Genomic DNA, 24,062 nt, shown 5'->3' on the forward strand with positions numbered 1-24,062 from the left:
TCTCTGTCAACGACGTCTGAAACAACCGCAGCACCACCGCGCCGCGCATGGTGCGGCTGGCAGCCCTGCTCTCGCCGAGCTGCCCGAGGGCTCCTGTCCGATCCTCGTCAAGGTCACGATCGCCCCCCTTCGCGATGAGGACGGCAAGACGAGGACGGCGACACGCGCGAGCGGGTAGTCGTCGCCAACGGGGGTGTCCTGTGACATCGGACCTTGGGCTCGTGCCATCGAGGTTCGAGCGAGTCAGGGGCTGGTTGTGGTGGACATGGAGCCGATAGTGCGGTCTACGACCCAAGCCGCCTGCGCCGCGGCCAATGGATCATAAGCGGATCTGTCCCACTATCGTCGTACCAGATCAGTACGAGGTCAGTACGAGATCGATGACAACAACGCCAAGGTACGCCGTGAGGATGGCCGATGGCGCGCCGTACAGACAAGGAACCCGTATGACCACCACCGCGCTCATCGTCGGCGACCTGCAGGCGGGCATCGTGGACAACTACCCTTTCGCCGCCGCCGTGCTTCCCGCCGTGGAGAGGGTTCTTCCCGCGGCCAGAGCCGCCGGAATCCCGGTGATCTTCGTGCGTTTCGGGCTCAGGGCCTCAGGCCTTGATGTGGCAGCGGGAAACCAGTTGATCAGCGCCCTGCAAGGGGCGGGGACGCTGTTCCACGAGGAATCACCCGAAACGCTCGTGCACCCGCGCATCGAGCCGTTGCCGGGCGAGGCCGTCGTTCTCAAGCGCCGTGCCAGCGCGTTCGCGGCGACCGACCTCGATCGGCTCCTGCGCGCCCAGCGCATCGACTCGATCGTGCTGACCGGTGTCGCGACCGGGGCGATGGTCGCCGCTACGCTCTACGACGCCGCCGACCGCGACTACGGCGTGACCGTGCTCAGCGACGCCTGTGCCGACGCGGAACCGGACGTGCACGACTTTCTGATCAATCGCGTGTTCCCGGCCAGGGGTGTTGACGTCCTCACGAGTCACGAGTGGATCGCCCGCCTGTGACCAGCCGTCAGCAGTAAAAATCCCGCGATGAGACGGCTCGCGGGCGCCGGGAGCGGGGCGGTCGCGGGCCGCTGATCTTTCGGCGGCCGTTGTGCCGCCGGTCTTGCGGCCGGGGCCCGGGTTGTGGACCCTTGGACGGTGGCCGACAGCGTGGATGCGGTGTGCGATCACCAGTTCCGGAGTTCCTGGATCCACCGCACCGTCAGACCGAGCCCGGTGGTCTCCGTGTCCACCGACCCGATCCCGAAGAAGGATCGCCTGGAGTGGTGGGCGCACATGGCCGCGCACGAGATCGCGCCCACGTCGCTGTCCAGCGAGCACGCCGACGACTTCTACGGCCGGGTGCACTCCATCGACCTGTCGCGCGTGCGCGTGGGCGAGTTCACGATGTCGCCGCTGGCGGGCCGGCGCACCCCCACCCACATCAGGCAGTACGACCCCGAGGGCTACCAGCTCTTCCTCGTCCACGACAACCCGGTACGGCTGCGGCAGCAGCGCAACGACTCCTTGTTACAGGCCGGCGACATGTCGCTGTTCGACACCTCCTCCCCCTACACCACCGAATTCCTCGACGTCGGCGGGCTGACCCGGTTGACGATCCTGTTCCTGCCGCGCGACGCGCTGCCCCTGCCACGGAGCCAGGTGGAACGCCTGCTGGCCGCCAGGCTCCCCGCCCGGACCGGCTCGGGAGCGCTGCTGGCCCACTATCTCACCGGTCTGCGCGAGCACGCCGGCGACTGCCACCCCGCCGACCTGCCGAGGCTCGGCAGCATCGGCCTGGACCTGGCCGCCGCGTTCGTCGCCGGTCGCCTCGACGCCGACCACCGGCTGCCGGCCGAGAGCCGCCACCGGACTCTGGTCACGCACATCGACGTCTTCATCAACCACCATCTCGGTGACCCCGAGCTGGGGCCGTCGAGCGTCGCCGCGCACCACCACATCTCCGTGCGCACCCTGCACGCGCTGTTCGAGCAACAACCGGAGACCGTCAGCGCCACGATTCGGCGGCGCCGGCTCGAACGCTGCCACAGCGACCTGGCCGACCCCCGGCTGGCGGAGCATCCGATCGGTGAGATCGGCATCCGCTGGGGCTTCAGGAACGGTGCGGAGTTCAGCCGCGCCTTCCGCGCCGCCTACGGCATCAGCCCGAGGGAGCACCGCCGCCAGGCGCTCAACGGACACCAGGACCGGGACTGACCCGCGGTCAACGGCCGGCGAGGTCGCGGTAGGTGTCCCTGACGACCTGCAGGCGGTCGCGGCGGAAGCGAGGGGGCTCGGCGGCACGCACCTCCCGTCCGCGTGCGGTCCAGAACGCCTCCGCGGGGACGTCGTCCCGCCCCTCGGGGATGAACTTGAGCACTTCCTCCACGGCCGCGCGCGCCATGGACAACGTCCGGCGAGCGTTCTCCGGGTCGTCGGGGACGTTGCCGGCCGTGAGGTCGGCGAGCCACATCCACTCCCCGGCATCGAGCAACTCCGACGGTTCCGTCCCGCCGAAAGCCGGCCAGCCGACCGGCATGGTCTCGCGCCGCGGCAGCGAGAACAGGTGCTCCCGCTCCGCGCCGCAACCTTCGCAGACGCCCGAGTAGCACGTGACCAGCGAACCTTCGACGCTGACCACGCCGCTGTCCCACTCGGTCTCCACAGAGCCGCACTCGCACGGGTTCAGGTCGAGGTATACGAGAGCCTCGTCGCGGGTGCGGGCAACCGGCCGATCCGTCACACCCGCAACCTACAGGGGTGCGAGGGAACCTACTAGGGTGTCGCCATGCAGGCACCGAGCGCGTTCGAGAAGCGACTCCAGGAGGCGCACGGCCGGCAGGACCTGACCACCTGTCTCACGCTGTTGCGGTACGCGGACTTCGCCTGCCCGGTCACCGACGCCGCCGCCAGGGGTGACGAGCGGATCGCCTGGCCGACGTTCCTCGGGGCGGATCGGGTGTGGGTGGTGGTGTACACCTCGGCGGAGGCGATGCGGGAGGCCACCGGCGACGCCGTCCGGCATTTCCGGGTCTTGTCGCTGGTCGAGCTGGCGGCCGGCTGGCCCGATCCCCGCTGGGGCCTGGCGGTCAACCCTGGGCTGGAGCCGTCGTTCCTGCTCGAACCCGGCACGGTCGCGAGGCTGGCGGTGCCCACGCTGGAGCAGGACCTGGCCGCCGAGCCGGACAGCGGCATCCCGATCGTGCAGAAGCTGCTCGAGGTGGCGCAGCTTCAGGAGCTGCTGGCCGGCGAGCGGCCGCGGATCTCCGGCTACTGCCATCACGCCCTGGACGTCGCGCACATCGCGACCCCCTCCGTGCTCGCCGACGCGCTGCTTCAGGAGGACGCGCTCACCGCGGAGGGCGCGGTCAACCTGTTGCGCTGGCCGGCGATCGGACTGGAGCTCTACCGCACGCCGTACGGCGGCACCGACGAGGTGGGCCGCCTGGCGATGGCCGGCTGGGTGATCGAGGAGCCGCCGTTCGCCGGCATGGGCCTGGTGCCGAACGCGACCGAGACCATCAGGGAGTACAAGATCGACGGCATCGGCCTGCCGCACGGCGCCGAGATCGTGGAGCTGGCCGCCGACGGGAAGGAACGTACGCAGGCGAGGTACGACGCCGACCACGGCCGCTGGCTCATGGTGGCGGACGCGTGAGCCGCGAGCCGTACCGCGCCCGCTGGGCCGGGACCGACTACGAGGCGTCGGCGGACCTCGTCGACGGCCGGCTTCACCTGCGCCTGTACGGCTCGGCGCCCGCCGACGGCTTCGAGAAGGTGGCGCCCGGCCGGTTCGTGCGCGCGGTTCCCGCCGCGGACTGCTCGGCGGTCTGGCACGTGACGACCGTCTGCGAGTGGCACGGCGCCCCGTTCCTGGTGCACACGGCGCGGGAGGCCGAGCTGCTCATCGAGTACACCGGCGGGGACGCCCTGCACGCCGCGGGGCTCGGTCTGGAACGGATCGAGCGCGGCGTGTACCGCATCTGGGTGAAGCGAGAGGAGGTGTCGGCGCTCGGCGAGAAGCTCGTAAAGATCGTCAGCAGTTGATGAACAACACGGCTCATGTTCTCTTTCACGCCCGATGATGTTGTTGTTATATTCGCCCCAGTTAGGGGGTGGGGCCTTGATCGAGGACGCCGACGTAGTCGGGCTCCAGGCCTACGCCGACGAATTACGCGCAACCTTCATGCGCATGCAGCGCGAGGCGACCGATCTCAACGCCCGGGCGCAGGCGATCCGGGTCACCGAGAAGTCCGCAGACGGGCTCGTCTCGGCCACGGTGAGCGTCCGTGGCGAGCTGATCAGGCTGGACCTCGATCCCCGGGTGTTCCGCCGCCCCGACGCCAGAGGGCTGGCGGACGCGATCACCGACACCGTGCGGCGGGCCGCCGCCAAGGCCATGGACGAGCTGCTCGAGGTCTTCCAGCCGGTGGTGCCGCCCGAGCAGTTACGTGCTCATCTGGAGGGCGATCTGGAGGCGGTGCTCGATCAGCTCTCCGGCCCGATGCCCGGGGAGAGACGCCGTCGATGACCGCCGACGACCGGGCGGACGTGCACATCCGCGAACCGATCAGCAACAGCCTGAACCAGTGGGACGCCATGGCGAACAACCTGAGCGCCGCCTGGCCGGCCATCGCGGCGCGGATCCGGGCGCTGAACGCCGCCCGCCCTCAGGGCGACGGGCCGGACGGCCAGTCCTTCAGTTCGCGATACCTGGCCGGTGGCGGCCCCGAGCGATTCCTGCGGGACACCGACGATCTCATCAAGGAGATCTCCGGTTCCGGGCCCCTGCTGCGCGCGACGGTCTCCAACACGCTTACCACTGAGCAGGCGATCGACCTGGGCCTGTCGACGACCTACCGCCAGGCATGATGGCGGGCAAGGGCGATGTCAACAACGACGCCCGGAAGCCGGCAGGCGGCACCGGCGCGTTCGACGGCGGGATCGCCACCAAGGACGTGGAGCCCGTCTGGCGGACCGAGGCGTTGCCCGGCTGGGTGGTCCACCACCTGATCCCGCTGCTCACGGCGGGCCAGAGCTGGCCCGAGGGAAGCGAGAGCAAGCTCTGGGAGCTGCGCGTCGAGTACGTCAAGCTGATGAACCTGCTCATCAGCACGCTCGACCCGACCTCCACCACGGTGCAGACCCTGAACGGCAGCCTCCAGTCGCCCGCCAAGCCGGCCATCTTCAAGCGGCTGGCCAAGCTCTACGACGACAAGGCCGGCGTGGTCGCCAAGGCGCAGGAGTCCTTCTCCTACGCGAAGATGGTCGACAACTTCGCCCGCGAGACCCAGTACACCAAGCTCTCGATCAACATCGCGTTCTGGATCGCGGTGATCGCCGCGTTCATCGCCCTGATCGCCGCGGGTTTCTTCCCGCTCGCGAGCATGCTGCTGCGCAGCGTCGGGACGGCGGGGGCGAGCAGGATCGCCCTGATCATGGAGCGCCTGGCGCTGGTGGCGTCGAGGTCGGGCACGGTCGCCGCGAGCGGCCAGGTCACCAAGCTCGCCGGAGCCGGTGCGGGCAGCAGGTTCTTCAACGCGGCGCTGGCCGCCGAACTGTTCGAGGAGATCACCGAAGAGCTCTCCATCGACGTCCTCTCCCAGTACCAGCAGATCAAGATGGGCACCCGCGACTCGTGGGACTGGAAGAAGATCAAGGCGGCGGCGATCGGCGCGGGCGCCGGCGCGATCGCGGGCACCAAGCTCGGCGGTCCGATGTCGCGCTTCGCCAACGACCTGCCCGGCATCTCGCGGCTGAACAGGATGGCGGGCGACAACCGCGGCGTCGGCAACGCGTTCCTGCGTTTCCCCGGACGTGCGCTGAACACCGGCCTGAACAACATGGTCGCCTCACCGGCCGGCAGCGTCGTCGCCAACTACGCCGTGTACGACCAGTTCGCGCTGCCCGGCGCGGAAGGCTTCTACGGCGGCTTCCTCGGCGGCGCGGGCCGTACGAACACCTTCGGCCCGACCAGCCATAACGTCGTGAGCGCCATCGTCTCCCCGATCTCCACGCTGAGCGGCGTGATCAACGAAGCGATGGCGGCCCAGCAGAACCCGCCCGGTACGGCAGGCCCCACCGCGGGGGACTTCACCTCGCCGGCCGGGCCCCGTCCCGGCTCGTCCGACGGCACAGCCGTGCCGGTGGTGACAGCGCAGCAGCCAGGCGGCGACCTGTCCGGCGCGCCCAGACGTGACCGCGGCGCTCCGGTCGCCGAACCGGCCGGGCCGCAGCCCGCGCAGAAGGGGACGCGGTCCGTACCGGCGCCCGACGTCGCCGGCCAGGACGCGCACCAGACGAACAGGTCGCAGCACGGCAACGACGCGAAGACGCGACAGGACACCGCCGCCGCGCAGAACCCGAACGTCCAGGACCAGTCCCAGGACCAGCCCGAGGACAACCAGGACCAGCCACGGGACCAGGACTCGCGACCGGCGTCCCGGCCTGCCGCGCAGGACGCCGCCCCCGCCCCCGACCAGCGGCCCGCGCCCACGACGGAGCAGGCCCCGGCCGAACCGTCGGCCGCGCCCGACGGCCCGCGGGACTCCACCGTCACCCCGGATCCGACCGGCACCGCGGATCCGGCGAACACCGCGGATCCGGCGAACACCCCTGATCCGACCAGGACCCCGGAGCCGGCGAACACCCCTGATCCGACCGGCACTCCGGATCCGGTGGGCGCCCCGGAGCCGGCGAGCGCCCCCGACGCGGCCGGCGCGCCGGAGGTGGCGAGTGCTCCGGAGACGGCCGCCGCTCCGGACCCGACCGGCGCCCCGGAGGGCGCCCCTCGAACGCCCGACCCCAGCGGCAGCCCGCAAGACGTCGGCACGCCCGGCACCGTCACCACGACGGAGACGGTGACCGTCTCCGGCACGACACCGCAGGCCGACACGCGGCCCGCCCCCGCGCCGGCCCAGCAGGCCGCGGACCCCGCACCGGGCCTGGTCACCCGGCTGATCAGGACCGCGCGCCGGACCAGGGACGCCCACGCGCTCGTGAGCGGCCGTCCCATCAGGAACACCAGATTCGTCGCCGATGGCCGCGAGAGCGGCGTGCCCCGGCTCACGGTGGCGGAGGCCAGGGCGGCGTTCGAGGCCGAGGTGCTCGCCGCCGACCTCGGCGAAACGGTCACCGGCCTGCGCTGGACCGCGCCCGACACGCTGGTGGTCGAGCTCAGCGGCCTCCCCGACCAGACGTTCACCTTCGAGGTGGGCCGCGTCTCACGCGGACGGCTCGGCCGTACCGTGGTGAACCCGGGCAATGTCAACGAGGTGCGGCTGGCTCCGGGCGTGGCGCCCGACCAGGTGGCCAGGCTGGTACTGCACGAGATCGTCGACACCCTGCACGCCAGGAACCACCCTCGCCAGAACCTGCTCCGCCGCCTGGTCACCCGGCCGGAGGGCCGCGACGAGTGCCTGACGGCGCGGCAGCGCGAGGAGGCGTTCCTAACCCGCCGGATCGGCGCGGTGAGCGAGGACCAGCGGGCCGACCTCGTGGCGGAGCGGAACGCCGTACGCCGGATCCTGGAGGCGCACGGCCTGAGGACGGCGCCTTCCGAGCCGGCCCCGGCCGCCCCGCCGTCGGTGGCCGACCTGGTCGGCCGGTTACGCGAGCACGACCACGCCGTCGACCCGCTCGTACGGGATCTCGACCAGGCGCTGGCGCAGCAGATCGACCGGCTCCTGGTCGTCGAGATGAACCTCCGCCTCCAGGCGATGACGATGGCCGGCGGCATGAGCACCGACCCGTTGCTGGAGGCGGTCTCCCAGGCGAGAGCCGCCTACGAGAGCGCCCAGGCGCTCGTGCACACCGCGAGCACCCCTAACACGAGCGTCACCGAGTTCGCCAGGGCGCTGTATGCGGCCAACCGGCTCCACCAGCGGTACGAGGAGCAGGCCGGCCAGGTCAGCGTGGTTCCCGCGCTCACCGACGCGGCGCCGGAGCCGGACCTGCTCCGCCGGCAGATCGCCGCGCTGCGCGCCGCCGCCGCCGAGCTCACCGGCCCGGCGTCGCGGTCGCCGGGCACGGCGGCCGAGCGGCAGGCCGCGGCGGCCTCGGCGGTGCACGCCGCCGAGGTCTACGGGTTGCTCCTCGACGAGACGGTTCGGGCGCGCCGCATCGCGATCGGCCCGCCGGAGGTGCTCGCCGCGCAGTTGCGCCGCCTGGGCGCCACCTACGAGCAGCACTACCGCCGGGTCGCGGCGCAGGAGAAGTCGGCCGGCGCCCGCGGCGCCCAGGACATCCTCGCGCTGTACGCCGACCTCCGCGGACATCTGACCGCCCGCCAGGCCACCGCCCTGACGCTGCGCGCCACCGTCGAGGCGCTCGGCGGGGTCGTCGCCGCTCAGCGCGCGACGGTACGTGCCTACAACGAGTCGGCGGGCGGGGCGTACGCCCTCGCGGCGGACGCCCTGGCCAGGAGCGACCTGGACGGCGCGCGGACGTGGCAGGCCACCGCGGCGGATCTCGGCCGGATCGGCGAGCTGCACGAGGGGGCCGAGCGGCTGGCGATCGCCGCGCGCAACGCTCTCCGGGAGCTCGACGGCCTGCTGGACGACGTGATCACGGGAGTTCCCGTCGACCACGTCACGCTGGCGGCCCACGCGGACGCGGCCACCGCGGCCCTGAGGACGTATCAGGAGGCCGTCGCCGCGCTGCCGCCCGCGACACCGCCCGCTCTCCCCCGGCTGTCACAGCCGCCGTCCAGCCCGCTGGCGCAGCTCAGGAGGGAGATCCACGAGGAGGAGAGGGCGCTGGAGGTCGCCCGCCAGCACAACCTCGAGCTCGGCCTCGAGCACCGGCACAACGCCTGGATCGCGCGGGAGAAGGTTTTCGAGGCGTTGCACCAGGCGGCCCTTCACGGCCGGAACCTGGACGACAGCGCGCCCGAACGCACTCGCCGGGCTGAGCTGGACGCCATGACCGCGTTGTCGATCGCCCAGCACCACACCCGCATGGCCGAGCGGTACGAGGCCGCCGCCGCGGCCGCCGACCACGCGCTCGAAGCCGCTTATGCCACGCTCGCCGCCCTGAACAGGGTGAACAGGCCGGACAAGCCCAAAACGCTGCAGGTCGAGTCCGCCATGCACGAGCTGAGGAGCCGGAGGGACGCCTACGAATCGGCGAGCCGGGCGGTGCTGCCGTCGGCGCACGCTCTGCTGGCGAGCTACGCGGCGGGGCCGATCGCCAACCTGCCCGTGCTGACCGAGCTGGTCAACGACATGCTCAGGCAGGAGGGGGTGGCCACACAGCTCACCCAGGAGGAGCTGAGGTACGCGATCCGCCAGGCCTTCCGCGGCGTGGTCTCGGAGGACGGCCTGCTCCTGCGCCTGAACGTGGCCACCGGCACGGAGCTGCGGATCAAACTGACGCTGGACGACCTCATGGAGGTGGCCAGGCCCGGCGGCACGCACTCCGAGACCATGTACGGCCGGCTGAGGCAGGGCGGCGGCAGATCGTCCGTGACCGGTCGGATGCCCCGCGGGCTCGACTTCGACCGGGACCTGATGGATACCGTCAGGGGGATGCTGCGGTTCCTGCCGTTCGAGACCGCCCGTCAGATCGCGGAGCACGGCGTACTGAGGCTCAGGCTCGGCTGGGACGACGGTCGCTCCGTCACCACCTCGGCCCAGAACAACTGGGTGGGCGGCAACGTCGAGGACAACCGCGGCATGGCCGCCATGTTCAGCGCCAGGGCGAGCTGGGAGGTGGAGCTGCGCACGGCGTCCGGCCACTCGGTGACGCGTGAGCTGCCCGCCGACAGAGAGTCCGCGCGGCAGAACGTGTGGATCGCGCACGCCTACCTCACCGACCCTCCGGAGCACGTCCTCCAGCTCCCGAAGGAGGAACGGCAGCAGGCTCCCTTGCCCGAACACGTCGTCACCGGCATGACCGGCCTGATCACGCTGGCCGACGACGCGGTCCGGCTGATCGAGGAGGCCGGGCTCAGGCTCAGTCCTGTCGCCCGGAGCCAGGTCCTCACGACGTTCACCGAGGATCTGCCCAGTTACCTCGGCGAGGCCGTCAACAATCCGTCGGGGCTCCGCCGGACCATCACCGTGCACGGCCGGGCCAGGGCCACGGTGACCGTACGCACCGCCGTGCTTCCCGGGGGCACCCTCGTCGGCGGCACCGTGAGGCAACGCCAGGAGCGGCATCGGACCGGATCCTCCATCGCGGGCCAGAGCCGTTCCAACAGCCACGACAAGGGCCTCGGAGCGGACGTGGGCGCCACCACGAAGTCGCACGAGCAGCAAGCGACCCCCGAGCTCGTCGTGAAGGGCACCTTCGGCGGCAACCTGGACCGGGCGGGTTCCACGAGCACCAGCGAGACCGCGGCGTCCCTCCATCCGGGCGTGCAGGCATGGGATGGCCAAACCCAGAGCTATCTGCTGAACATGGTGCACACGGTGACGATCCAGGTGGACGGGCAGCCACCGATCACTCTCGTCTCCGACCCGAGCACCGGACTGTTCCGCATGACCGAACCGGATGCCTACCGCTACGGACTGCCGGTCGACACCAAGGCGGAGATCGGGCGGAACGCGGACGGATCCATCGTGCTCCGCGGCGACCCCGTCAAGGTCGCCCCGCCCGGGAGAACCGGCGTGCTGCCCACCTGGCTCGGCAGCGATCCGGGACAGACCCGCGGCGCGGGCCCGGCACTGGTTCAGCAGGTCACCGGCATGAACCAGGTCCGGGCCCAGGTCGAGGACTATCTGCGTGACAAGGGCGTGTTGCCCAAGCTCAAGAACGGCGTCCCCGACTACTCCATGGACCCGTGGCTCAGGGCGAGCCAGATGGCCAACGAGCAGCTCGTCGCCGAGCAGTTCTCCGCGGAACGCCTGGAGACCGATTATGACCAGGCCGCCCAGGAGGGCCTGCTCATCAACCTGGTGCACCACAGGACCGGCCTCACGGCCGAGCACTACACCCTGCGCATCAAGCTGGAGCAGGACTTCGACAACGCCGTCTACGAGGGGGTGTCGACCGCCGAGCGCGTGGTGACGCTGGACATCGGCTCGGACACCTACACCTCGGCCCGGAACCAGGGCACGTCGGCCGGGCTCGGGATCCGCGGCGAAGCCGGGCTGAAGAACGCGCCCGGCGGAGTCGGAGGGTACAGCGGCGGCCTCGACGCCGGCCGGGGCAGCTTCGGGGAGCACACCACGGGCAGCACCGTCAACCAGGTGAAGCTCATGGAGGGCCTCGGGCAGACCGCGGTCTTCCGCGTCCCGCACACCGTCCGCGTCGATCGGCTGACCGGCCCGAACCTCATGCAGACCGTGGCGGAGGGACAGACCGGCGACGCGCGGGTCCTGCTTCCCGCCGATCTGCTCCCTCTCGCGCCGTCCGCGGACGGGCACCCCAGGCCGGAGAGCCCACGTCATCCCACCTCGGAGCGGGCGTTCCGGCTGGCCACGGTCGCCCACCTCTACGTCGGCGACATCGCGACGGCCGCCGCGAACGAGCTCGCCAAGTCGCTCGGCCGCGACTCCCCCGAGTTCCAGCACCTCGCGGCGTTCTTCAACGTACGCGGGCTGATCAGCCACCGCGAGGTGTTCTCCACCGGTCACCGGACCGGGGTGGACACCCGGACGGCGGCCGGGGCGGCCCGGCACCAGCCGGTCTCCCTCCACCTGAGGCGGGGCGAGTCCCGATTCCTGTCCGCCACGGACGTGCTGGTCGGCGACATCAATCTCACGCTCGGCTCCCACAGCAGCTCCGGCCGGCAGTCCAGGCCGCGCAGCGCAGGGGGCGGCCTGAACGTGCCGGTCACCACGAAGGGGGGCACCGACGAGGGCGCGGGGGTCTCATGGGGACGGACGACCGCACTCGAGCAGAAGATCATCGCCGGTCCCGAGCGGCTGGGCATCGACACGGGCAAGCAGTACGCCTTCGTGATGGACGTCACCCCCGAGCTGACCGTGGGCTCCGGCGCCGACGCGAGGACGACACAACCGGACAAGGGCACCGTCGTCTACCTGCTCGCCGAACGTGACGCGCTCGACCTGTACGCGAGCGGCGAGGTGCGGCTGCCCCTGCACCAGGTCGCCGACGCGGCCGAACGGCTGATGAACCGCAACCTGAAGCTCAGCCGCCGGGTCGCGGTCAGGTTCATGGACCGGTACCTGCAGGACCTGGCGCAGGCCAGGGCCGAGTCGCCGGGCCTCACCGCCGTGCCCGGTGTCCCGCTCACCTCGGAGCACAGCATGGGCAGGGCGCTCGCCGCGCTCCTCGACCTGTTCCCCACCGACAGGCTGGTCGACCTGATGCCGCCCGGGGTGCCTCCTGGACGGCCCGGCGAAACGGACTCCGAGACCATCGAGCGCATGCTGCGCCGGACGGAGTTCCATCCCCACGTTCTGGACAACCTGCGAGCCGCCGCCCTGCGGCTGGAGAACGGCGAGGTGGCCGCCGCGCTCGCGCCGACCTACCAGGACGCCATCGGCATGAGCACCGTCAAGGGGGTAAGCCTCCATCCGGCGAACAGGCCCGGCACCGAGGTGGAGCTGCTGGAAGAGATCGTGGCGGCGGTCGAGGAGGTGGCTCCGGGCGCGCTCGACCAGGACACCGCCCTGTGGCGCGCGCTGACGAACGACTTCTCCGGCAACACCTGGCTCGGGAAGATCGACAGCATGCTCGACCCGGACTCGCCCCCCGCCGACTACACCGTCAGGGTCGGCAGGGACGCGGAGGCGCTCGAGATCACCGTACGGGCCGAGCTCGGTGAGGACGCGCGGTATCGGGGTGAGGTCTCCGACTACGGGCAGATCCTCCAGCTCTACACCATGCTGGAGGACAACGCCTCCGAGTCGGCGGCGTTGACCGGCAGCGCCGGCTTCAAGGGGTCGGAGAGCACCGAGGCGGGCGCCGCGGGCACCGACCTCGGGCACGGCAACACGGGCGCGAGCAACATGCAGCAGACCCGGATCCAGCGGGTGGCGGCGTCCGATGGCACGAGGGCGGAGGTGCGCCAGGGCATCAGGCTCGTCGTCGAGGTGCGGCGGGTGGGCAAGGGCGAAGCCCCGCGCCGGGCCGCCCGCAGACAGTTGTCCGGCACCATCGACCGGATCATCCCGCCCGGCATGGTCACGCACGCGGGCGCGGCCACCGCGCCGGCACCCGCCGTGGCCGATCCCCGGCCCTTCCCCGTGCCGGAGAACTTCGCCGTCGAGAGCACGCGGGCGCCAGGACTCGCCCAGGCCGTCGAGCAGCGCCTGAAGGCCGCGCTGGGCCTGGAGCTCACCCGCGAGGGCTCCAAGGCGCTCGCCCGGCTCCTGTCCGGCAACGGCAGGAACGCCCTTTTCGAGCGCATGACGGCCAAGGACGGGTTCATGGTGCTCGAACTGCCGATGCCGGGTGGCCGGATGGTGCGCGTCCGCGTCGGAGCGGTGTTGTCCGACCCCGTGGTGATGGCCCGAGGTCACGTGAGCCAGGAAATCGGCCAGGTCGACCGCAGGCAGTGGAGCACCTCGGCGAGCTCGAACCGAGCCCGGCCGCTCCCGCTCGGGATCACCGTCGGCAGCAACGACCAGAACACCTGGGTTCCCGGCGATCCCGACATCGGCATGAGCGCCGGCTACCGGGACCAGGCCGGTGACGGCTCGTCGGTCAGCGGCGGCAACCGGGACGAGACCAGCGTCTTCGAGAAGGCCCGCAGCAGCTCGGTCCGGTTCCGGGTCGACTACGACGTGCGCTTCGAGGTCTGGTCGAATCCGGCCACCGACCAGCGGCCGTCGCGGACCATCGTGGAGCAGCGCATCGCGACGGGCGACGTCGACACGGTCGTCCACGACCACGTGTTGCGGGCGCTCGCGGCGCAGGCGGAGAACCCGCGGGCGGCCGTCCCTCCCGCGGATCGACCGGCGCGGCACGTACCCGGCCCGCCCGTGTCCCTCGCCGACCTGGGCGTCGACGACCATCACAGGCTGGCCGCCGAGCTCGCCAGGCGGCCGGGCCCCGTCCATCTCGACGCCGACCTGGCCGCTCCCCCGTACGGGCAGCTCAGGCAGGCGCAACTGGCCGCCCGAGAGCTGAACGCGGAGGTCAGGGTCACCGTTCACCTCCCGGGCGGCCCGCCCAGGACCTACCTCGCCACCCCCGACGGCCGGCTGGCGGCGGAAGAGATCGACGGAGGATTCGGGCGGCGCTTCTCCGGCATGCCGTCCGCTCTGATCGCGGCGGCCGAGCAGTACGGGATCGACCTGCACGCGCTGCACGAGCGGACCAGCGCGGACGGTGACACGAGCCTCGCCGAGCAGCTGCGGCGCGAACTGACCAGGCGTGCCCTGCCCCAGCCCGCGGCACCGGCGCCGGCCTGGCCGATCAAGGCCGCACCCGACGACACCGAGCAGGGGACGGACGGCGCGCACGGCTTCACCCACGGCTCGCCGATCCCCGGCTCCCGTTTCGTCGCGGACGGCCGGCCCGCCACGGAGGACGACCTCACCGTCGACGAGGCCAGAGGGTCGTTCAACGACGAGGTGCTGCCGGAGGACTTCGAGGGCGCCGACGACAGCTGGCGGATCACCTGGAACGAAGGCGACACCCTCACGCTGGAGTCCGACACCTTCGGGCGGCTGCACTTCCGGGTCCAGGTGGGACCGGTCGAGGGTGGCTACCTCGGCAAGACGACGGCGGTGAACGTCGCGGGCACGGAGGGGGATCCGCATGTGGTGACCCTGGCTCCGCGTGTCGCCCGCGATCAGGTCGCCAGACTCGTCCTGCACGAGATCAGCGATGTGCTCCAGCACCGGAACGCGGCCGAGCACGGGCACGCGCACACGCACGCGCCCGGGGAGTCCACCCGCGACGAATGCGTCACCGCCCGCCGCAACGAGCTTCGTTTCCTGGAGCGCAAGCAGCGGGCGGCCCTGGTGGCCGGCGACACCGCGGCCGCGGAGGACCTGGCGGGCGAGATCGCCGCGGTGCAGGGCGACCTGGCCGCGCGCACCCGCCCGTCGCAGTCCATCGACGACCTGATCAACTTCACGGACGACGAGGAGCTGACGGCCCTGGGCGTCCGGGGCGAACCGGAGCCCCTCGGTGCGAACGTCTCCAAGGTGACGCTGGACGACGGCTCTTCCGCGCTGCTCCTGGAGGAGAGCACCGTCCAGGGGAGGAACCGGCAACTGCTGGTGACCCGGCTGGCCCACCGCCTGGGGCTGATCGGGCCGCCCAGGGCGGCCGGTGACCGGCACATCCTCATCGACTGGACGCCCACCGGCACCACAGCCGGCATCCTCGGCACGCGTGAAGCGGTGCTCGCCGGATACCTCGTCGCCCTGGCCGACATCACGCCGGTCGTCGGCAGACCGGCTCTGCACGTGATGCCGAGCGGCACGCCGCTGCTGGAGTTGTTCCTGCGCGAGGACGCCTCCGGCGTGCGCGACTGGGGAAGCAACCCGCTGTCCCCGTCGGACGTGCGGGCGCTGGCGGCCATGCTGGAGGCCGCCCGCCCGGAGTTCGAGCAGATGGGCCTGCCGTCCGAGTTCGAGCGGATCCTGGAAAGGCACTGGGCCCTCGCCGGTGGCCCGCTCGCCAGGAACGCGGTCGGCCTGGAGAGCGTGGTGGCCGCCGCGCCGGGGCACCACCTGCCCCTCTTCGGAATCGGCCCGCTCAGGGCCATGGACGAGGGCTCGTCCGCCACGGGAGCGGACCTGGATCCGGCCGCCGAGGGCCAGGTCATCAACGCGGCTCGCCGCCTGCACAGCAACATCCAGCGAGGGGTCGTGTCGGAGCGGGAGTCGCCCCTGGGCGGCGTGGTCACGTTCGCCGACGGGTCCCAGGCGCTCAGCGTCCCCATCTTCGAGGGCAAGGAGATCCTCGTCCGGGCACTGCTCAGGCAGGTGTTCGGCCTCGCCGGCCCGGCCGTCGAGCTCGACGAGGACGGGTACGTGTGGCGTACGTTCGGCAACGACGCGTTGCGGGCGAGCCTCGCCACCGGCGTCTCCGAGGTGATCGACGTGCCCGGGTCGGACGGGCGCACGACAGAGGTGGTCTTCGGCGACGGCCGGCGGGCCCTGCGCCACGAGTTCCCGACCCCCGCGGCGGCGGACGAGCACGAGGCCAGGCTGGAGGAGGCGCGCGAGGCACGGGGCGACCTGCCCGGCACCCATCGGGCCACCCCCTACATTCTGTACGAAGAGATCGTCAGCCCACCGGAACCCACCGCCGAGTCCGAGGCCCGCCTGGCCACCCGGGCGCTGTACACGTTCCTGAGCCGCGGCCGGCCGTTAGACCACGCGACGCTTCGACGGCTGCTCGACGCCAACCCGCTCCTCGTCCGGTTCGGCGAGGCCGGCGACTGGGAGTTCCGGGCCGGCGCTCCGGTCCTGTCCGCCCAGGACGTCGCCCGCCTCACCGCCGCGTTCGAGGCGCTGAGCGACTCCTTCGGCATGCTCCATCTCGGCGACCGGTACGAGCGGTTGCTGAGCATGCTGAACGAGTTCGCCGGGTCCGACGACGCCAGGCTGATCCCGCTGGCCTTCTCCGAGGACCCGACGACCGTCGAGTACCGGGCGCCCGCCTGGCGGCCGGGACCGGGGCCCATCCTGGGCGAGCTCCTCCAGGGGGATCGCCTGGCGCAGGTGAACGCGCGCAACCAGACCGACGTGCTCTCCCGGGCCGACGCCGAGCTGGCGGCACGGCCGAGCACGGAGGGGTACGTGTTCGCCCGGGTCCCCGCCGGCCTCGTCCCCAAGGACATCCGGCCCGGCGAGGAGTTCACCGTGGATACCCTTCTCGACGGCGTCGACAACGCCGACCAGGTGGGCGAGAGTCCCCATGGCACGCGGGTGACCATCCTGGCGTCCGACTACGTGCCGGTCGGAGACCTATCGGGCAAGCCGCACCAGGCTCTGTTCAGGGCCGGCGCCCGGTTCGAGGTGACGGCGAGACTGACCACCGACGACGGTGAGGTGCACTACTTCCTCACCCAGCAGCCCGCCCGGTCGCGAACCGGCCCGGTGGTCGCGCCGAGAATCGAGCTCACCGGCGAGCTGGCACTGGATCTGGCGACGCATGTCCACAACGCGCTCCGTAAGACCCTGGCGGGAGTACGCTTCCCCAGCGGCGTGGACGACGACGCCGCCTGGCACATGCCCCCCGTCAAGGACGCCTTCGTGGTGGAGGGCCGCTACTCGGAACGCGGCATGATGGTCGGCAGGCGGCGCCTCCGGTCCGAGGTGGTCGCGGCGACGCTGCTGTGCTCCCCCGGCCTGCCGCAGGACGCCCCGATCGTGCTCGTCGGCCCCCATGACGGGACGACGACGTTCGCGCAGGAGCTCGCCTGGTACACAGGCCGGGTCGTGCTGGCCGCGGACGGTGGCGTGGAGATCACGACGCTGGGCAACCTACGCGTCGGGGACGGCAGACAGTTCCGGATCTTCCTGCCCGCCGACAGCTCGCACACAGTCGCGGAGCAGCTCAGGACCTGGCTCGGTCCCGCGCTCGCGGCGCTGACGAGCGCCCCGCAGACCGGTCACACAACGCCCACGCCACCCGGGCGACACGTCCAGCCCCCGCTCCTCGCGGACGTCAGGCCCGGCCAAGCGTCCAGCCCCGTCTCCGCACCGCCGCTGAGCAGCCGCCACCGAGACCTGATCTTCCAGCATCGCCGCGAAGTCTCCGCGGGCATCTGGTACCGCGACGAGAACTCCGCCGTCATGTCCACGGCCGATCCACGCCTGCTGCGGCGTTCCCCCGGCGTCATCGACGTCGCGATCGCCGGCGACGGCACCGGTTTCCTCATCGGCGACGAACGGCTCAGCGCGGCCGACCTGGCCACCATGCTCGCTCACGACCCGCGCGTGATCGCGCAGCCCGACGCCTGGATCCGCATCCTGGGCTGCGAGACGGCCCGCAACCAGGCGGTGCTCCAGGAACTGGCCGACATCACCGGCCGGTCGATCCTCGCCGGCAACGAGATCGTCTACATCGGTGCCGACCGGCGCCCGCACACCGCGGCCGTGCAGAGCTACGACTCGGACGGGCGGCCGATCTTCCCGCGCGACGACAACGGCCAGTGGCTGCAGGCCCACCCGGCCACGGCGGTGACCCCCCCGAGGCCCCTCCCCGTCCCGGGAACGCAGGCCGCTCCCCGGCGCGGCCTGCCACAGGGCCTCGTCGATGCCGCGCTGGCCGCCGATCCGAACGAATGGGAGTTGTTCGGACAGCAGGGCAATGAGGGCATTGTGGCACACCTCACCCTGGAGGACGGCACCAAAGTCGTACGGAAGGAGATACCTGCCCCCAAAGCCAGGGCCGAGATCCTCAGTGCGCTGGTAGGCCAGCGCTTTGGCGCCAACGTCCCCATCGTCGTCGAGCACCCGACGGACCCGACAGTGATCTTCATGGAGTACATCCACGGCGAGCACCCCGGTGAGGAGGCGAACGTGAACAACAGACGTGGCGCGATCCTGATCGAACTGCTCGACCTGGTGATCAACAACAACGACCGGCACCGGAAGAACCTCTTGCTCACGGCCGACGGCCTCGCGGGCATCGACCATGGGCTTGCCCTCAGCGTGAGCATCCCTTACGTGTTCGAGGGCGAATACCTCTTCGGCAACTTCGTCTCGTCCAGAGCCTACGTAAGTGACGTGTGGATAGACAACCCGCTGACCCTGCAGGACGTGGACGTCCTCACGGACGTCATGATGTCGCTGCGTCCTTACTATGAGAAGTACAACTTCCTGGACGCCTACGACCTGGCGCTGGACCGGCTGTACCACATCGGGATGCACGCCAAGGGCGAGATCTCGCTGATAGCCCCGGCGGCGCCCGCACCCACGCGGGTCCAGCGCCACTTCGGCTGGGACTTCGACGCCCACAACGAGGTCGTCGAGGACGTTACCCAGCGGCTGGCGGCCGGCGAGGACGTCGCGTCCGTCGTGCCCTACATGACACGCGACGCGATGCACGTGGACGTGGCCTTCGGGCTGGAGCTGGAGTTCGCCCACACGGACGGCACCGCGGGCTTCTGGGAGAGCGACGTGCGCCTGATGGCCCGTGAGCTGTACCAGGAGGGGCTCATCGCGAGCCCGGAGGTGTTCGGGCACCACAAAGCCCCCGCCTCGATGAACGGCCTGCCGCACATGGAGTGGGAGGCGAACCGGCAGCGCCTCGCCGGTGAGTTCGTCTCCGGCATCCTCCGGGACACCGAGGGGACCTGGGCGGACCTGCCCCGGATCACCGAGATCATCCGGTCCTACGGCGGCGAGATCACCACGGCCGCCGGCGGGCACATCCATGTCGGCGCTCCCAACCTCGGCACGGACGTGAGGGCGCTGCGTCGGCTGTTCACGCTCTACCACGGCTACGAGGACATCCTCTTCCGGCTGGGGCAGGACCCCAGGGAGCCTTTCGGCATGCACCGGCCCTACCGGGCGTGCATGCCCAACGACGTCCTCAACGTCACCGAGCGTACGCCCGCGGGGTTCCGGGTGCCCGGCGCCCGCGCCTGGGCCCTCAACCTGTCCAACGTCGTCGGCGCGGAGAACGATCACGTCGAGTTCCGTCACAACGACGGGCATCTGGACCCCTCGATCATCCAGGCACGGATCAAGCTCGTCACCACCATCGTGGACTACGCCCGCAACGGCGAGGAGCGCCTGCCCGCGCGGGAGGTGCTGGGCACCCACCTTGAATACGACTGGAGCCCGCGACAGGAGGCGGCCTCCTTCATCGACATGGTGAACACCCTGTTCACCCGCCAGGTCGACAAGGAACAGCTGACCGCCCTGTTCGCGATCACCCAGTGGCAGCCGGCTTCGGACGACGGACGATGGTGAGCGATATGAGCGTACGCGTCAGGAACACGTCGGCGGCCGAGGCGCCCCCGCCGCCCCCGGTGCGGGCCGACGGCACGCCGTACACCTATGAGGTGATCGACGGCTGGTGGCGCTTCTACGGCGACGAGCCCGCCGAACTGATCGCGGAACTGATCCCGGGCTATTCGGGCACCCTGGCGGACCGGGAACGCTACGCGCTCGCCGCCGCGGCGCGGCTGCAGGCCGGACTGGCGGCCGAGGGGCCTTTCGACGACTGCACCGACGCGGAGCGTGCGTCGCTCCTGGCCGACCGCGCGCGGGTGCCGCACGTCGGGCACTGGAGCGCGGCCGTGCCGCTGGTGCTGGTCACCACGCGCTGCCCGGAGCCGGGACCCACAGGCGAGATCGTCTGGATCGACCCCGCGGACGACCTCTCCCTGCTGTCGAGCCTCGGCCGAGCGGGCTTCGTCCAGGTGAGCGCCGCATGAGCACGCTCAAGGTGGTCGTCATCAGCTCCGACACGGTCATCGGCACGCTGACGCGGGACGGGGACCGGCTGGAGTACAGTTCGGCCGATGTCCGGTCGATGATCGAGACGATGGCCAACGCTCGGGGGTGGACCCCGGCCGAGGCCTTCGACGGGTTGCGCGGCTGGAGCAACGGCTACGTGGAGATCGTGCCGACGATCTCGGTGGCCAGGGTCTTCGACGGGGTCAGGGACGGCGTGCCGTACTTCCTGCCCGATCACCCACGGGAACAGGACCCGCGGCTGGCCGACTACCTGAAGGCCGGCGCCGCCATCCTCTCGACGACGAGTCTCGACCTCGATCGGCTCGACCCGGCGCGCGGCGCGGTGGTGCCGCTCAGCTTCCGGACCGACGGCACCTGGGTCTGGACGGACACGGTCACCTACTACCTGGAGGAGCACGGCATCCGGCCGGATGAGGACCTCTGCGCGCACATCGTCGCGCAGGGCTTCCGGTGCCCGGCGGTGGACCAGGCCACCGCCGAACGGACGCTGCGGGAGCTGCGCCGGTCCTCTTCCGGCTAACCGATCCTGCCGGAGACGGCGCCGTCCGTGTCGTCGCCCCAGACGTCGTCGTCCTCGTGGAGCCAGGTGCTGTTCTCCTTGTCCTCCGACTCGTTGGCCCCCGCCCCGGCCATCGGCATGAACGGCATGCCGCCGCCGGTCGCGGAGGCGGACCTGGCGTTGAGAGGGAGAGCGCCCGGGCCGGTCAGCACGTTGCCGCCGACACCGACGCCGGGGCCGTTGCCCGTGGAGGGGTAGGGAGTGGGGCCGTTCGGGAAGGAGGAGGGGTCCGGAGCCCAGCCGGCCGGGCGCTGGAAGTCCTCCAGGGTGGTGTTCGTCCCGCGGGTGTTCGGCAGGCCGCCGGTGTCCGGCGTCCCGGCGCCGGCGTCCGGGCCGGCGCCGTTGGTGTTCGCGCCGCTCCGGTCGGCGCCGTTCGGCCCCTTGCCGCCCGGGTCGCCGGCGTCGAGGCCGTTTCCGTCCGGGTAGCGGCCGTCAGTGCCGGAGCCGTCCCAGTCTGTGCCGGAGCCCGGGTAGCCCCCGTCGCCGCTGAGGGTGTCGCCGGGAAGGCCGGGCACGGCCGTGTCGCCGGCCGAGGTCTCATCGATGCCGTCGAGGCCGGGGCCCTCGAGGTCGCCGCCCGGAGGGGTGAAGGAGCTCGTATCGACGTGATGGTCCCCGGGGTCCTCGGTCGTGACCACCGGGGGGCCGGGAATCGTGGGAGGCTTGAGGTCGGGCACGACCTTGTGGACGTTGAACGGCCACTCCTCGTAGACCTTGCGCAGGTCGTTGTTGAGCAGCCGCAGATGCTGGCCGGCCAGCTCGTCCGACGAGCCCCACTCGTACCCCGACGAGTTCATCGTGTGATACCAGCCGGGGATGCTGTCGTCCCAGGTGTGGTCGTTGTCGCTCCACGCCTCGGACTTGTTCTCCACGAACTCCTTGTGCTCCAGCAGCCGCCTGCCGAGCGCCTCCAGCGGCAGGCCCACCGCCTTGAACTTCGCCGCCAGCTCGCGGATGGTGGCGTGCAGGGTGCGCAGCGACTGCTGCGACTCCACTGACGAGGGCCCCTCCCAGACCTTGGCCATCGCGGTCGCCCCCGACACCAGGGCCTCGTTCATCGAGGTGAGCCTGTCGGCGGCCGCCAGGTAGGACGCCGCCGTACGCTGGATGGTCGCCGGGTCGAGCATCATGATGAGGTTCTTGATCCCCGCCACGCTGCGGCCGTCGTCGTTGACGGAGAAGGGCACGCTCCCGTTGAAGCGGATCGTGTGGTCCGCCGTCACGTTGTCAGCCATCTCTAGCCCCCGTTCGCCGCGTTCGCGCGCTTGTAGTTGCCGGCGCCGACGTCGATGAGCGCGAACGCGATCGCGAGCTTCTCGTTGACCTCCTTGTAGACCTTGGCCAACTCCTCGTGGCTCTGCCGCAGCGCCGTGGCGAAGCTCCTGCCGCCCTCCCAGTTCTTCACACCCTCAAGGTGATCGGCGAAGAAGTCCAGCGCCGGTCCGTGCTGCTCCACGTCAGGGTAGGAGCCCGGACCGCTGGTCGTGGCGGCCTGCTGCCCCGTCGGATCGCTGCCGTAGACCTCAGGCAGCTTCGCCCACAGAGCGTTGGCGACCTTTTCGAGCTCCATGGGACTGTATTCGACGCCGTCCCTGTCGGCCACCAGACCCGGCCAGCTCTGCTCCAAATACCAACCATTGTCGGTTGATGCCATGAAAGCCTCCCGCATGCGGTTGATCAAGAAGCCTACTCGCCCGCCATGCCTTATAAAAGTGTGATATCCCTTCTCATTAAATAACTTTCGCGACCTGCGTAATATTGTCCGTCATGCAGACCCGAAAGGATCTCTACCAGGCGCACAAACTGATGACCCAGCGCCTGGGATTGGCACTACTTCAGGGTGAGCCCGATCTGCCCGAGTCGCCCATGCGGCGATACAACGTGGCGACGTTCGCCGGCATTCTCCTCCTCGTGCTGATCACGGCCGGATTCGGGATCTGGGGCATGCTCAGCCCCGGAGGAGCCACCAAGCTCAAGGAGGCGGGCCAGCTGCTCATCGAGGAGGAGACCGGCGCCTCCTTCGTCTACAACCAGAGCGAAGGCAAGCTCCAGCCGGTGGACAACTACGTCTCCGCCAGGCTCCTGCTGGACAGCCAGGAGATCAAGGTCCGTACGGTGTCGGCCGAGTCGCTGGCCGGCTTCGCCAGGGGGCGCAAGATCGGCATCTCCGGCGCGCCCGACTCACTGCCCAAGCCCGAGAGGATGGTCACATCACCGTGGACGGTCTGCGTGGTCGAGCAGCCGGACGCGACAGGAGTGCGCCGTCCGTACGTCACGCTGCTGGGCGGCATCGACGTCGGCGGCACCCCGGTGGGCGCCGACGCGCTGCTCGTCACCGACGGGCAGCAGAACTGGGTGTTGTGGAACAACTACCGCATGCTCGTCGAGAACCCGCGCCGGCTCACCGACCAGGCGCCGCGCAGAGTGCCGATCACCTGGGTGAACGCCATTCCCGCCGGTCCTGACTTCGTCGCGCTCCAGATCCCGGAGCGCGGCAGGCGGGTGACGGGCCCCGGCGGCTCGCCCGCGAGAGTGGGGCAGATCTTCACCCTGGCCGCCGTTCCGGGCGTCCAGGAGCGCTGGTACGTGCTGCTCGCCGACGGCCTCGCCCCCGTCAGCCACACGCAGGCGACGCTCCTGCTCCAGGACCCGGACACCAAGATCGCCTACGGCAGGGGCCGGGTACGCCCGCTCGCCGTCGACGCCGCCACGGTCAACGCCGCCAAGATCTCGGCACGGCGCGTCATGGGCGACGGGCTGCCGGTCACCATGCCCCGCTTCCGTACACCGACGGCCTCCGCGCCCTTGTGCGCGGTGTACGCCGACACGGTCCGCGGCTCGGTCCGGGCGCAGCTGACGACCGGCGCGACGCTGACCATCCCCAAGCCGCCGAGCAGCGGCAACCCCGACCGCGTCGACCAGGTGCTGCTGCCTCCCGGCGGTGCCGCACTGGCCGGCCGGCTCTCCGGAGAGGGACAGGCGGGCGCGATCCACGAGTACTCCCTCATCACCGACGAGGGCAAGCGGTTCCGGCTGGCCTCCGCCGACCTCGTGGGCACGCTGGGCTACGACGCCGCCCAGGTGGCGCCGGTGCCCGCGCATCTGCTCCGGCTCATTCCCGAGGGGCCGCTCCTGGACCGCGCCGCAGCGCGCGAACCCGTCGCGGAGACGTCGGCCGGGCGGCTCGCCGGCCGCTCCTGAGCCCGT

At 71.1% G+C, this 24,062-nt stretch carries 13 protein-coding genes; 10 read left to right on the forward strand and 3 right to left on the reverse strand.

Annotated elements, in window-relative coordinates:
- Nucleotides 1-446: 446 nt before the first annotated feature.
- Nucleotides 447-1,007 (forward strand): cysteine hydrolase family protein, encoded by a 561-nt coding sequence (locus ACWDLG_RS23760; protein ID WP_449923250.1) that lies wholly within the window; start codon nucleotides 447-449, stop codon nucleotides 1,005-1,007.
- A 225-nt stretch (nucleotides 1,008-1,232) separates the two neighbouring features.
- Nucleotides 1,233-2,204, forward strand: coding sequence for an AraC-like ligand-binding domain-containing protein (locus ACWDLG_RS23765; RefSeq protein ID WP_449923253.1), 972 nt, complete (start codon nucleotides 1,233-1,235; stop codon nucleotides 2,202-2,204).
- A gap of 7 nt (nucleotides 2,205-2,211) precedes the next feature.
- Here ACWDLG_RS23765 and ACWDLG_RS23770 read toward each other — a convergent pair whose 3' ends face one another.
- Nucleotides 2,212-2,730, reverse strand: coding sequence for a hypothetical protein (locus ACWDLG_RS23770; RefSeq protein WP_449923256.1), 519 nt, complete (start codon nucleotides 2,728-2,730; stop codon nucleotides 2,212-2,214).
- 45 nt (nucleotides 2,731-2,775) lie between these two features.
- Here ACWDLG_RS23770 and ACWDLG_RS23775 point away from each other — a divergent pair, with 45 nt between their 5' ends.
- The 7 genes from ACWDLG_RS23775 (at nucleotide 2,776) to ACWDLG_RS23805 (ending at nucleotide 20,816) form a co-directional block, all read left to right on the forward strand.
- The gene (locus tag ACWDLG_RS23775) at nucleotides 2,776-3,645 is read left to right on the forward strand and encodes an SseB family protein (protein WP_449923259.1); all 870 of its coding nucleotides are present in this window, start codon (nucleotides 2,776-2,778) and stop codon (nucleotides 3,643-3,645) included.
- The gene (locus tag ACWDLG_RS23780) at nucleotides 3,642-4,034 is read left to right on the forward strand and encodes a hypothetical protein (RefSeq protein WP_449923262.1); all 393 of its coding nucleotides are present in this window, start codon (nucleotides 3,642-3,644) and stop codon (nucleotides 4,032-4,034) included. Before ACWDLG_RS23775 ends, ACWDLG_RS23780 begins: the two co-directional genes overlap by 4 nt.
- A 76-nt stretch (nucleotides 4,035-4,110) precedes the next feature.
- Nucleotides 4,111-4,518, forward strand: coding sequence for a YbaB/EbfC family nucleoid-associated protein (locus ACWDLG_RS23785; protein ID WP_354908707.1), 408 nt, complete (start codon nucleotides 4,111-4,113; stop codon nucleotides 4,516-4,518).
- Entirely contained in the window at nucleotides 4,515-4,859 is a 345-nt protein-coding gene (locus ACWDLG_RS23790) for a hypothetical protein (RefSeq protein ID WP_449923266.1), read from the forward strand. The genes ACWDLG_RS23785 and ACWDLG_RS23790 overlap by 4 nt, the downstream gene beginning before the upstream one ends.
- On the forward strand, nucleotides 4,856-19,786 hold the full coding sequence (locus ACWDLG_RS23795; RefSeq protein WP_449923269.1) for a WXG100-like domain-containing protein: 14,931 nt from the start codon (nucleotides 4,856-4,858) through the stop codon (nucleotides 19,784-19,786). The genes ACWDLG_RS23790 and ACWDLG_RS23795 overlap by 4 nt, the downstream gene beginning before the upstream one ends.
- 5 nt (nucleotides 19,787-19,791) lie before the next feature.
- Complete coding sequence (locus tag ACWDLG_RS23800; protein ID WP_449923271.1) at nucleotides 19,792-20,253, forward strand: hypothetical protein; 462 nt, start codon at nucleotides 19,792-19,794, stop codon at nucleotides 20,251-20,253.
- Nucleotides 20,250-20,816, forward strand: a complete 567-nt coding sequence (locus ACWDLG_RS23805; protein ID WP_449923274.1) for a hypothetical protein — start codon at nucleotides 20,250-20,252, stop codon at nucleotides 20,814-20,816. Before ACWDLG_RS23800 ends, ACWDLG_RS23805 begins: the two co-directional genes overlap by 4 nt.
- On the opposite strand, the gene ACWDLG_RS23810 is transcribed toward ACWDLG_RS23805, so the two are convergent.
- A complete protein-coding gene (locus tag ACWDLG_RS23810) occupies nucleotides 20,813-22,090 on the reverse strand; it encodes a WXG100 family type VII secretion target (RefSeq protein ID WP_449923277.1) in 1,278 nt (425 codons plus the stop codon). The genes ACWDLG_RS23805 and ACWDLG_RS23810 overlap by 4 nt on opposite strands.
- A 2-nt stretch (nucleotides 22,091-22,092) precedes the next feature.
- Nucleotides 22,093-22,509: a hypothetical protein gene (locus tag ACWDLG_RS23815; protein WP_449923280.1), complete on the reverse strand. Its 417-nt coding sequence runs from the start codon at nucleotides 22,507-22,509 to the stop codon at nucleotides 22,093-22,095.
- 113 nt (nucleotides 22,510-22,622) lie between these two features.
- Here ACWDLG_RS23815 and eccB point away from each other — a divergent pair, with 113 nt between their 5' ends.
- A complete protein-coding gene (gene eccB / locus ACWDLG_RS23820) occupies nucleotides 22,623-24,056 on the forward strand; it encodes a type VII secretion protein EccB (RefSeq protein WP_449923283.1) in 1,434 nt (477 codons plus the stop codon).
- The last annotated feature ends 6 nt before the right edge of the window (nucleotides 24,057-24,062 follow it).

This window comes from Nonomuraea sp. NPDC003727, from assembly GCF_053586935.1.

What these genes read in the sequence shown, in the direction of transcription:
- ACWDLG_RS23760 (WP_449923250.1), top strand. Translation starts at nt 447, where the DNA reads ATGACCACCACCGCGCTCATCGTCGGCGACCTGCAGGCGGGCATCGTG.
- ACWDLG_RS23775 (WP_449923259.1), top strand. Translation starts at nt 2,776, where the DNA reads ATGCAGGCACCGAGCGCGTTCGAGAAGCGACTCCAGGAGGCGCACGGC.
- ACWDLG_RS23790 (WP_449923266.1), top strand. Translation starts at nt 4,515, where the DNA reads ATGACCGCCGACGACCGGGCGGACGTGCACATCCGCGAACCGATCAGC.
- ACWDLG_RS23795 (WP_449923269.1), top strand. Translation starts at nt 4,856, where the DNA reads ATGATGGCGGGCAAGGGCGATGTCAACAACGACGCCCGGAAGCCGGCA.
- ACWDLG_RS23800 (WP_449923271.1), top strand. Translation starts at nt 19,792, where the DNA reads ATGAGCGTACGCGTCAGGAACACGTCGGCGGCCGAGGCGCCCCCGCCG.
- ACWDLG_RS23805 (WP_449923274.1), top strand. Translation starts at nt 20,250, where the DNA reads ATGAGCACGCTCAAGGTGGTCGTCATCAGCTCCGACACGGTCATCGGC.
- ACWDLG_RS23810 (WP_449923277.1), bottom strand. Translation starts at nt 22,090, where the DNA reads ATGGCTGACAACGTGACGGCGGACCACACGATCCGCTTCAACGGGAGC.
- ACWDLG_RS23815 (WP_449923280.1), bottom strand. Translation starts at nt 22,509, where the DNA reads ATGGCATCAACCGACAATGGTTGGTATTTGGAGCAGAGCTGGCCGGGT.
- eccB (WP_449923283.1), top strand. Translation starts at nt 22,623, where the DNA reads ATGCAGACCCGAAAGGATCTCTACCAGGCGCACAAACTGATGACCCAG.